At 72.2% G+C, this 10,316-nt stretch carries 9 protein-coding genes, 1 tRNA gene and 2 pseudogenes; 3 read left to right on the plus strand and 9 right to left on the minus strand.

Annotated elements, in window-relative coordinates; all coding sequences use genetic code 11:
- Positions 1-130: 130 nt before the first annotated feature.
- The 7 genes and pseudogenes from AC07DW_RS20020 to AC07DW_RS20050 form a co-directional block, all read right to left on the minus strand.
- Complete coding sequence (locus AC07DW_RS20020; RefSeq protein ID WP_478858995.1) at positions 131-598, minus strand: hypothetical protein; 468 nt, start codon at positions 596-598, stop codon at positions 131-133.
- 54 nt (positions 599-652) lie between these two features.
- Positions 653-1,255 (minus strand): aminoacyl-tRNA hydrolase, encoded by a 603-nt coding sequence (pth, locus tag AC07DW_RS20025; RefSeq protein ID WP_478858996.1) that lies wholly within the window; start codon positions 1,253-1,255, stop codon positions 653-655.
- Between the two features lie 96 nt (positions 1,256-1,351).
- On the minus strand, positions 1,352-1,942 hold the full coding sequence (locus AC07DW_RS20030; protein ID WP_478858997.1) for a 50S ribosomal protein L25/general stress protein Ctc: 591 nt from the start codon (positions 1,940-1,942) through the stop codon (positions 1,352-1,354).
- Positions 1,943-2,152: 210 nt separating this feature from the next.
- Entirely contained in the window at positions 2,153-3,130 is a 978-nt protein-coding gene (locus tag AC07DW_RS20035; protein WP_478858998.1) for a ribose-phosphate diphosphokinase, read from the minus strand.
- A gap of 108 nt (positions 3,131-3,238) precedes the next feature.
- On the minus strand, positions 3,239-4,690 hold the full coding sequence (gene glmU, locus AC07DW_RS20040) for a bifunctional UDP-N-acetylglucosamine diphosphorylase/glucosamine-1-phosphate N-acetyltransferase GlmU (protein ID WP_478858999.1): 1,452 nt from the start codon (positions 4,688-4,690) through the stop codon (positions 3,239-3,241).
- 132 nt (positions 4,691-4,822) lie between these two features.
- A tRNA-Gln gene (locus AC07DW_RS20045) sits at positions 4,823-4,893 on the minus strand.
- Positions 4,894-5,006: 113 nt separating this feature from the next.
- Positions 5,007-5,233 (minus strand): annotated as a pseudogene (locus tag AC07DW_RS20050) (hypothetical protein); the annotation flags it as partial.
- A gap of 156 nt (positions 5,234-5,389) precedes the next feature.
- Here AC07DW_RS20050 and AC07DW_RS20055 point away from each other — a divergent pair.
- Positions 5,390-6,706, plus strand: coding sequence for a sensor histidine kinase (locus AC07DW_RS20055; protein WP_478859000.1), 1,317 nt, complete (start codon positions 5,390-5,392; stop codon positions 6,704-6,706).
- 32 nt (positions 6,707-6,738) lie between these two features.
- Here the strand turns inward: AC07DW_RS20055 and AC07DW_RS20060 are convergent, their stop codons facing one another.
- Together AC07DW_RS20060 and AC07DW_RS20065 are read right to left on the minus strand one after the other, a co-directional pair.
- Positions 6,739-7,227 (minus strand): SUKH-3 domain-containing protein, encoded by a 489-nt coding sequence (locus AC07DW_RS20060; RefSeq protein ID WP_478859001.1) that lies wholly within the window; start codon positions 7,225-7,227, stop codon positions 6,739-6,741.
- Between the two features lie 10 nt (positions 7,228-7,237).
- Positions 7,238-7,753 carry a YwqJ-related putative deaminase gene (locus AC07DW_RS20065; RefSeq protein WP_478859002.1) on the minus strand — a complete coding sequence of 172 codons (516 nt, stop codon included), beginning with the start codon at positions 7,751-7,753 and terminating at the stop codon, positions 7,238-7,240.
- Between the two features lie 227 nt (positions 7,754-7,980).
- Between AC07DW_RS20065 and AC07DW_RS20070 the strand changes: the two genes are divergently transcribed.
- Entirely contained in the window at positions 7,981-8,964 is a 984-nt protein-coding gene (locus AC07DW_RS20070) for an SMI1/KNR4 family protein (protein ID WP_478859003.1), read from the plus strand.
- A gap of 7 nt (positions 8,965-8,971) precedes the next feature.
- A pseudogene (locus AC07DW_RS20075) lies at positions 8,972-10,316 on the plus strand (SUKH-4 family immunity protein); the annotation flags it as partial.

Genomic DNA, 10,316 nt, shown 5'->3' on the forward strand with positions numbered 1-10,316 from the left:
CGCACAACGAAGGGGGCGTCCGGCCACTCGCCGGGCGCCCCCTTCGCCGTACCGCCGGCCGGCCCACCGCCGCACCACGGCAGCCCACCGCCGCACCACGGCAGCCCACCGCCGCACCACGGCACCGTGCTCAGAGCGCGAAGAACGTCCCCACCAGCAACGCCCCGCCCACCGACGCCGACACCCACGCCAGCCTCGGCAACCGCATCCCGCCCCCGATCACCAAAGCCGCCAGCACCAGCGCCCCGCCCAGCGGCAGCCAGGCGTGCAACCCGCCCGACCACCCCGTACGCACCAGCTCCGTCGTACCCGGCTTCACCACCACCGGATACCGGCCGCCCTTCTCCACCGCCACCGACCGGCCGATCGTCATGTCCGCGCGCGGCCCCGCCGGCCCCTCCGGGTCGAACCGCCCGGTACACACCTCCACCGAACACCCCGTGACCGTCAGCGTGCCGTGCTCGCGGCCCTTCGACAGCAGCACGTGCTGGGCCGCACCCCACGACGCCCACACCCCCGCCACCACCAGCAACGACGCGACCAGCGCCATCGCGGCGACACGGACGTACGGCAGGGCTGAGGTGCGCTTCTTGCTCATGGGGCGCGATCCTCTGGCACATGACCGCACCCGGTCAATTCCGGTCGCGGGCGGTCAGGAGTTGTACGCCGACTGCGCCCGCTCCAGCCCCTCCGTCACCAGGCACTCCACCGCGTCGGCCGCCCGGTCGACCAGGTAGTCCAGCTCCTTGCGCTCCGCCGACGAGAAGTCCTTCAGCACGAAGTCCGCGACCTGCATCCGGCCCGGCGGACGCCCGATCCCGAACCGCAGCCGGTGGTAGTCCGGGCCCATCGCCTTCGTCATCGACTTCAGACCGTTGTGCCCGTTGTCCCCGCCACCCAGCTTCAGCCGCAGCGTGCCGTAGTCGATGTCCAACTCGTCATGGACCGCCACCACATGCGCCGTCGGCACCTTGTAGAAGTCCCTCAACGCCGTCACCGGACCACCCGACAGGTTCATGTACGACATCGGCTTGGCCAGGATCACCCGGCGGTTCGCCGGCCCCGGCGGACCGATACGGCCCTCCACCACCTGCGCCTGCGCCTTCTGCGCCCGCTTGAACTTCCCGCCGACCCGCTCCGCGAGGAGATCGGCCACCATGAACCCGACGTTGTGCCGGTTCGCGGCGTACTCCGGCCCGGGATTGCCCAGGCCCACGACCAGCCAGGGAGCACCGGCCTCCGTCGCCGTCGTCATGTCGTCAGTCTCCTCGTGTGCGTACACGTACACAGAACAGGGAAACGGGGTGGCGGGCCGCAGCCCACCACCCCGTCAAGCAGAGCCAAGGACGGCTCAGGCCTCGGCGGCCTCGTCACCCTCGCCCTCGCCGGACGGCTCCTCGGCCTGCGCGGCCAGGACCTGCAGCACGACGGTGTCACCGTCGACGGCCAGCGTGGTGCCCTTCGGCAGCGCGATGTCCTTCGCCAGGATGGAGGCACCGGCCTCCAGGCCCTCGACGGAGACCGACACGGACTCGGGGATGTGGGTGGCCTCGGCCTCGACCGGAAGCGCGTTCAGCACGTGCTCCAGCAGGTTGCCACCCGGGGCCAGCTCGCCCTCGGTGTGCACGAAGATCTCCACGTTGACCTTCTCGCCACGCTGCACGAGCTGGAGGTCGACGTGCTCCAGGAAGCCCTTCAGCGGGTCGCGCTGCACGTCCTTCGGGATCGCCAGCTCCGTGGACTTGCCGTCGATGTCCAGGGAGATCAGGACGTTCGGCGTACGCAGCGCCAGCAGCAGCTCGTGACCCGGCAGCGTCAGGTGGATCGGGTCCGAACCGTGGCCGTAGAGAACACCCGGAACCTGCTTCGCGCGACGGATACGGCGGGCAGCGCCCTTGCCGAACTCGGTGCGGGTCTGAGCGGTGAGCTTCACCTCGGACATGTGCACTCCTCGTAAGTGACAGACGGATCGACAATCGTGGTCACCCGGCCACGACTGGACTTGGCCTGCTACGAAGAGCGCGTCGATAACGGACCGCCGCACCACGTACGGATGCGGCCTCCCTCGCCGAGCAACTACAGCAGTCTAACCGAAAGCGAAAGGCCGCCCCGACCGGTGAAGATCGGGACGGCCCTGACGCTCAAGCGGTGATCAGCCCTGCTCCTCGAAGAGGCTCGTCACCGAACCGTCCTCGAAGACCTCCCGCACCGCGCGGGCGATCGTCGGTGCGATCGACAGCACCGTGATCTTGTCCAGTTCCAGCTCGCCCGGCGTCGGCAGCGTGTTCGTCAGCACGAACTCGCTCACCTTCGAGTTCTTCAGCCGGTCCGCCGCCGGACCCGACAGGATGCCGTGCGTCGCGGTGACGATGACGTCCTCCGCGCCGTGCGCGAACAGCGCCTCGGCGGCCGCGCAGATCGTGCCACCCGTGTCGATCATGTCGTCGACCAGGACGCACACCCGGCCCTTGACCTCACCGACCACCTCGTGGACCGTCACCTGGTTCGCGACGTCCTTGTCACGGCGCTTGTGCACGATCGCCAGCGGAGCGTCCAGCCGGTCGCACCAGCGGTCGGCGACCCGGACCCGGCCGGCGTCCGGTGAGACCACCGTCAGCTTCGAGCGGTCCACCTTGGCACCCACGTAGTCCGCCAGCACCGGAAGCGCCGTCAGATGATCCACCGGACCGTCGAAGAAGCCCTGGATCTGGTCCGTGTGCAGGTCCACCGTGAGGATGCGGTCCGCGCCCGCGCACTTCAGCAGGTCCGCCACCAGACGCGCCGAGATCGGCTCACGACCGCGGTGCTTCTTGTCCTGCCGGGCATAGCCGTACGACGGGATGATCACGGTGATGCTCCGGGCCGAAGCCCGCTTCAGAGCATCGATCATGATCAGCTGCTCCATGATCCACTTGTTGATGGGAGCCGTGTGGCTCTGCATCAGGAAGCAGTCCGCACCACGGGCCGACTCCTGGAACCGGACGTAGATCTCACCGTTGGCGAAATCGAACGCCTTCGTCGGCACGAGGCCGACACCCAGCCGGTGCGCAACCTCCTCGGCCAGCTCGGGGTGGGCGCGGCCGGAGAAGAGCATCAGCTTCTTCTCGCCGGTCGTCTTGATCCCGGTCACAGCACTGTCTCCTCAGACGTGTCCTCTGGCCGCGACCACTTTCGCGCGAACCAGCCGAATTTGTGTGCACGTATCACGGTACGCCGAGTTCGACGCACCCGTTTCCGGTCAGCCCTCGTGAGAAGCCTGCTCGGAGGCCGTCGCAGCCGCCTGCGCGGCGGCACTTCCGGGCCGCTTCCGCGCGACCCAACCCTCGATATTCCGCTGCTGGCCACGGGCGACCGCCAGCGAACCGGGCGGCACGTCCTTCGTGATCACCGAGCCGGCGGCGGTGTACGCGCCGTCCCCGACCGTGACGGGAGCCACAAACATGTTGTCCGAGCCGGTACGGCAGTGCGACCCGATCGTCGTGTGGTGCTTGCTCTCACCGTCGTAGTTCACGAACACGCTCGCGGCGCCGATGTTCGAGAACTCACCGATCGTCGCGTCCCCCACGTACGACAGGTGCGGAACCTTCGACCCCTCGCCCACCCGCGCGTTCTTCATCTCGACGTACGTACCGGCCTTCGCCTTCGCCCCCAGCACCGTGCCGGGACGCAGGTAGGCGTACGGACCCACCGTCGCGCCCTCGCCGACGTCCGCCCGGTCCGCCACCGTGTTGTCCACCCGAGCGCCCCGGCCGACCTTCGTGTCCTTCAGCCGGCTGTTCGGACCCACCTCGGCGTCCTCCGCCAGATGCGTCGCACCCGTCAGCTCCGTGTTGGGGTGCACCACCACGTCCCGCTCGAACGTCACCGTCACGTCCAGGAACACCGACGCCGGGTCGACCACCGTCACGCCGGCCATCATCGCCCGCTCCAGCAACCGGTCGTTCAGCAGCCGCCGCGCCTCCGCGAGCTGCACCCGGTTGTTGATCCCCAGGATCTCCCGGTGGTCCCCCGCGACCGACGCCCCCACCCGGTGCCCGGCCTCTCGCAGGATTCCCAGCACATCGGTGAGGTACTCCTCACCCTGGCTGTTGTCCGTACGGACCTTGCCCAGCGCGTCCGCCAGCAGCTTCCCGTCGAACGCGAACACCCCGGAGTTGATCTCCCGGATCGCCCGCTGCGCGTCCGTCGCGTCCTTGTGCTCCACGATCGCCGTCACGGCGCCCGTCCCCGCGTCCCGCACGATCCGCCCGTACCCCGTCGAGTCCGGCACCTCGGCCGTCAGCACGGTCACGGCGTTGCCGTCCGCGGCGTGCGTCGCCGCCAGCGTCGTCAGCGTCTCGCCGGAAAGCAGCGGGGTGTCGCCGCACACCACCACGACGGTCCCGTCCAGCGCCCCGGCGCCCAGCTCCTCCAGCGCCATGCGCACGGCGTGACCGGTGCCGTTCTGCTCGTACTGCACGGCGGTGCGGGTACCGGCGTAGAACTCGTCGAGGTGCGCGGTCACCTGCTCACGGGCGTGCCCCACGACGACGCAGAGGTGCTGGGGGGCGAGCTCGCGTGCGGCCGAGACAACGTGTCCTACGAGCGAGCGCCCGCAGATCTGATGCAGGACCTTGGGGGTCTTCGACTTCATGCGGGTGCCCTCACCCGCTGCGAGGACGACGACGGCTGCCGGGCGGTTGGCGCTCACGGGAATGCCCTTCGGCTTTCGGGTGGTGGACACCCGCAGGATACCGGGGGGTTTCGGAGCGGAAACGTGGGCGGGGGGCCCGGGGAACGCGAGCGGGTCCCGACGGTGAGGTCAGGACCCGAACTTCCGAAGCTCCCGGGGGAGGACTCGAACCCCCATGATCAGAACCAAAATCTGACGTCTTGCCCTTAGACGACCCGGGATGGGCGTTATGTCCGTTCCGTGATCCGGGTGCGGACGCAGCCCCTACTATGCCGCACCAAGACCCTTCGATGCGACGGTAGGGATCGGCGCTTTGGCACACGCGGACGACCAGACCCTGGAGGCGTAGTTCCCTGGCCCCGGCCCGGAGGTCGTCCTTGGCGTTGGCGCGTCTCGTCCAGTCCAAAGGGGGCTCTCCCTTCGCCGAGGCGGTCGAGGACGTCGTCGTTGTGGACGTCCGAGCGGTCGCGGATCTGGCGGAGGCCGAGGCCCGCGCGGCGCAGGTCGACGGCTTGGGCGCGGAGTCCGTCGAAGGGCGTATCTGCCGCTGGCATGCGTCACGAGATGAGCGTCGTCCCGGCGTGCGCGCTTCCGGGTCGAATGCGCGGGCGATCCATGTGTTCGGGGGATCCTGCCCGGTCGGGGTGCGGATCGTCACGATCCGTGCCGGCTCCGTCCCCCGGAAAATGGGTCGCGGCCGCCCGTAGGCTGGAGGACATGACCACAACGGGGGCGCACCAGGAGGCCGCGGGCATGACCGCCCGGGGCCGGTGGTGGTGGGGGCGGCGGCGCAGTGCCGTGCTGGACGTGGGGCTGGGAGCGGTGTCGGCCCTGGAGTGCGCGGTCGAGGGGGTGGGGTTCGCGGATCGTGCCGCTTTGCCGGTGCCGGCCGGGGTGTTGTTCGGGCTGGTGGCGGGGGCGGTGCTGGTGGTGCGGCGGCGGTGGCCGGTCGCCGTGGTGCTGGTCTCGATCGCGATCACGCCCGCCGAGATGGGTTACCTGATGGGGGTCGTCGGGCTGTACACGCTCGCCGCCTCGGAGGTGCCCCGGCGGATCATCGCCGTGCTGGCGGGGATGTCGCTGGCGGCGGTGCTGATCGTGACGTTCGTGCGCGTGCGGCAGGACATCGGGTCGGCCGATTTCGATCCGGGGCCCTGGTACGTGTTGCTGATGGCGGTGATCCTGTCGCTGGGGATGAACGCCCCGCCCGTGTTGTTCGGGCTGTACATAGGGGCGCGGCGGCGGTTGCTGGAGAGTCTGCGGGAGCGGGCGGACAGTCTGGAGCAGGAGCTGTCGCTGCTGGCGGACCGGGCGGAGCAGCGGGCGCAGATGGCGCGGACCGAGGAGCGGACGCGGATCGCGCGGGAGATGCACGACGTGGTGGCCCACCGGGTGAGTCTGATGGTGGTGCACGCGGCGGCGCTTCAGGCGGTGGCTTTGAAGGATCCGCAGAAGGCGGTGCGGAACGCGGCGCTGGTGGGGGACATGGGCCGGCAGGCGTTGACGGAGCTGCGGGAGATGCTGGGGGTGCTGCGGGCGGGGGACGCGGCTCCGGTGCGGGAGACGGTGCCGTTGGCGGCGGTGGGGCGGGTGGCCGCGGCCGCCGCTGCCGTGGGGGCGGAGGACGAGGCGGAGGACGGGCCGTGCCTGGACGCCGTGGTGGAGTTGGTGGAGCAGTCGCGGCAGGCCGGGATGGCGGTGGAGTTGCAGGTGATGGGGGAGGCGCGGCCGTGCGGGGCGGCGGTGGAGCGGACGGCGTACCGGGTGGTGCAGGAGGGCCTGACGAACGTCCACAAGCACGCGGCGGGCGCGAAGGTGGTGGTGCGGCTTGCCCACCGGGGTGGTGAGGTGGCGATGCAGGTGGAGAACGGGCCGTCGGACGGGCGGGCGGCGGACGCGGGGCTGCCGAGCGGGGGCAATGGTCTGGTGGGCATGCGGGAGCGGGTGACGGCGCTGGGCGGGGTGTTCGTGGCGGGGCCGACCGATGAGGGCGGGTTCAAGGTGTCGGCGGTGCTGCCGGTGCCGGCGGCCTGAGGCCGTGGGTGGGCGGTGGCCCGGGGGCAGATTCAGGTCCAGGTGAGGCGGGCGGGCTGGGCGCCGGTGATCAGGGTGGCCAGGGCGTGGTCGATGCCGGGGCCGAGGAACCAGTCGCCGGCGTGGTCGAGGCTGTAGACGCGCCCCTCGGCGTCGATGGCGAGTACGGCCCGGTTGTCGGCCTCTTCGCCGAGGGGGGCCATGGCGGTGTCGAGGGCGCGGCCGAGGTCGGCGAGGCTGCGGGCGTGGTGGAGGCCGGCGAGCGGGTCGAGGTGGATGGGTGTGGGGGCGATCTGGCGGCCGGGTCCGGGCGCGGTGATGAGCAGGCCGCCGAATTCGGCCCAGGCTTCGACGGCGGCGGGGAAGACGTGGTGCCGGTGGCCGGCGGGGGAGACGTGGGCGCGGAGGGCGTCGGCCCAGTGTTCCGCCTGCTTGATGTCCCAGCGGCCGGGCTGCCAGCCCGCTTCCCTGAGGGCTGCGTCGACGGCGACGGGGAAGCGGGTGGTGTTCAGATCGGGCATGTGCGTGCGGTCAGCCGTTCTGGGCGGTGGTGGGGTCGACGGGGCGTACGCCGAAGTGGGCGAGGAGCGCGGCGCAGGAGCGGCAGGGGGCGGCGTAGCTGCCGTGGAGGGGGTCGCCGTCCTCGCGGATGCGGCGTGCGGTGATCTTGGCGTTCTTGAGGGACCGGCGGGCTTCGCCCTGGCTGAGGGGTCTGCGCTGGGCGCGTTTGGAGCGGTTCGCCTCGGTGGCGGTGAGGTGGCGGGAGAGCAGGATCGCCTCGGGACAGCGGCCGGTGAAGCGTTCGCGCTGGCCGCTGGTGAGGGTGTCGAGGAAGTCCTGTACGAGGGGGTGGAGGGCGGGCGGGCGGTCGCCGCGTCCGGCGGTGCAGGTGAGGGTCTCGCCGCGTACGGAGAGTGCTGCTCCGACGGTGGGCAGGATGCCGTCGCGGCGGTGGCGGAGTATGGGTGCGAGGTTGGGGCCGGTGCTGCTCCAGCTGAGGCGTGGGTCGCCGGTGGCTGGCGTCGTGCCTGGTCGCGCTGTGTGCATGGTGCGTGTCGTCCCCTCTGCAATCCCCCGAGTTGCGTGGGACAGCCTGCCAAATGGGTGAGCTGATGGGGAAGCGGGGGCGCCGAAACGGGTGATCGGTGTGTCGCGTGATGGTCATTGGGTCACCCCGAGGTGACGGTTGGTCACCGGTGCGGAGGGCGCGTACCCCCTGTCGGCCCACCGCATAGGCTGTGCGGACCAGCCAGCAGCAGCAGGGGGCATCCGCCATGACGACAGGTCGGCTCGGGCAGCAGAGTGCCGCGCCACCGAACGCGGCCTACGCCGGGCAGGTCGTGCACTTCCCGGACCCGGTCCGTGCCGCCCGGCATCCCGGCGGGGTGCGGGTGGACGGGAACGGCCATCCGGACTTCTCGCCGTACGCCCGTGCGGCGGCGGAGATCGCCGAGCCGCCGGAGGGGTTCGGTGTGGACGAGCTGCGGCTGACGGACTACGTGTCGGCGAACGCCGCGCTGTCCGCGGCGGGGCACGAGCTGTGGGACACGGTGCCGGCGGTGGCGACGCCGCACGGCTGGACGTGGCACCACGTGGCCGGCACGCGGCGCATGGAGCTGGTGCCGGTGGAGGTGAAGGCGCTGCTGAGGCACCACGGCGGGCTGGCGACGGCCGCGGTGGACCACGGCAAGCGCGGTACGCGTCCGTTGCAGGAGACCCGGCCGGCGCACTTCCGGCTGCCGAAGGGCGCGTTGTCGGTGTCCGAGGCGCAGTTGCAGGGCGTGGAGGAGGACCTGGGGTACCGGCTGCCGGGGGCGTACCGGTCGTTCCTGAAGGCGGCGGGGGGCTGTGCGCCGGTCGGTGCCGCGCTCGACGCGGAGCTGGGGCTGCTGGTCGACCAGCCGTTCTTCACGGTGCGGGACGAGGCGGCGGTCAATGACCTGGTGTACGTCAACAAGTGCCTGCGTGATCACCTGACGAAGGACTTCCTGTGCGTGGCGTTCGTGCAGGGCGGTCTGCTGGCGGTGAAGGTGCGGGGCGGCGGTGACGTGGGTTCGGTGTGGTTCTGCGCGTACGACGACGCCCGGGACCGGGACGCGCTGACGGTGCAGGACCGGGTGGACCGGCTGCTGCTGCCGTGCGGGTCGGATTTCGACGAGTTCCTCCAGCGGCTGGCGGGCAATCCGCCGGAGCTGGAGACGGTGGCGAACCTGATGGTGGACGGCGGCTTCGCGCGGGCCGTTCCGGTGGGGGTGTGAGCGTTCGATGGTGACCTTCGCGCAGGCGCAGGAGCGGGCGGAAGAGTGGGTCAACGGCGACGTGCCCCCGTACCACCACCGGGAGGTGCGGGTCCGGGAGTTCGACCTGGGGTTCGTGGTGTGGGCGGAGGACCGGGAGGGGGGTGCCTCCCGGTCCGACGGCCCGGCGGGAGGTCCGACGACGGACGGCGGCCGTCAGCGGCTGGTGATCGCCCGGGACAGCGGCGAGGCCACGCTGTGGCCGGGGCTGCCGGTGGGTGAGGTGATCCGCCGGTACGAGGAGGAGTACGGGGCGCCCGCGGGTGCGCCGGCTCCGGTGGCGGCCGCGCCGGAGCGTATCGACCTGAACCAGACGTCGTTCCTGCTGACGCCTCCGGAGTGGTTGCAGGACGCGGCGGACAGGATGGGCGTTCCGGACCGGCGTCCGGAGGCCGCGGGCACCTCGGGCGGGGTGGCCTTCGATGGAGCGGGCTCCGGCGCCGAGCCGGGTGCCGGGGCTCCCGGCGGCGCGCTGCCGGCGGACGCGGCGCCCTCCGCGCCGGAGCCCGCGCCCGCGCCCACGCCCGCGTCCGGCGCCCAGGGGACGTCCGGGGGCGGGTCCCACGCCGGAGCCGCCGTCTGGCCGGCGCCGCCCGCCGACCACGAGCCGACCGCTCAGGACGGGGTGCCCGCCTCGGCGCCGTGGAACGACGTCGACGCGTCCGGCGCCGGTGGTGACGACGCCTCCGTGCCGCTGCCCGCGACCGTGTTCGCGCCGCCGCTGTCCGGGTCGGACGACGACGACACCCCGCCACCTGCGGTGGGCGCCGACGCCCCGACCGCGCTGATGTCGGGCGGCAGCCAGTTGCCGCGTACCGCGATCGTGCCCGCCCTCGACCGGCCAGGGGGACCGGCGGGCGACATCGCGGACGCCGCCACCAGCAAGGCCGCCCTCCCGCCGCGCGGTCCCGAGCCGTCGCGCGGGACGGGCCCCACGACGCCGCCGCCCGGTGCTCCGGGCACTCCTGGCGCGCGCCCGCCCGCGACTGGTCCGGGCGCGCCCGGCGCGCCGGCCGGGGGCTATGTACCGACGCGGCTGATGTCCCAGCTGCCGCCCGGCGCGACCCCGCCGCCTGGCCCTCCGGCTCCTCCGGCTCCGCCCGGCGCGACGCCGCCTCCGGGCGGCGGGGTGCACCACGCGGCGACGATGCTGGCCCGGCCGGGTCCCGGCACGCCTCCCCCGCCCGGTCCTCCGCGTCCGCCCGGCGCGACGCCCCCGCCTGGCCCTCCGGCTCCTCCGGCTCCGCCCGGCGCGACGCCGCCTCCGGGCGGCGGGGTGCACCACGCGGCGACGATGCTGGCCCGGCCGGGTC

This window comes from Streptomyces sp. NPDC045701, assembly GCF_056432045.1.

Coding starts and splice junctions, on each gene's coding strand:
- AC07DW_RS20060 (WP_478859001.1), bottom strand. CDS start 7,227: ATGCCCGATCTGAACACCACCCGCTTCCCCGTCGCCGTCGACGCAGCC.
- AC07DW_RS20065 (WP_478859002.1), bottom strand. CDS start 7,753: ATGCACACAGCGCGACCAGGCACGACGCCAGCCACCGGCGACCCACGC.
- AC07DW_RS20070 (WP_478859003.1), top strand. CDS start 7,981: ATGACGACAGGTCGGCTCGGGCAGCAGAGTGCCGCGCCACCGAACGCG.
- AC07DW_RS20055 (WP_478859000.1), top strand. CDS start 5,390: ATGACCACAACGGGGGCGCACCAGGAGGCCGCGGGCATGACCGCCCGG.
- AC07DW_RS20030 (WP_478858997.1), bottom strand. CDS start 1,942: ATGTCCGAGGTGAAGCTCACCGCTCAGACCCGCACCGAGTTCGGCAAG.
- pth (WP_478858996.1), bottom strand. CDS start 1,255: ATGACGACGGCGACGGAGGCCGGTGCTCCCTGGCTGGTCGTGGGCCTG.
- AC07DW_RS20020 (WP_478858995.1), bottom strand. CDS start 598: ATGAGCAAGAAGCGCACCTCAGCCCTGCCGTACGTCCGTGTCGCCGCG.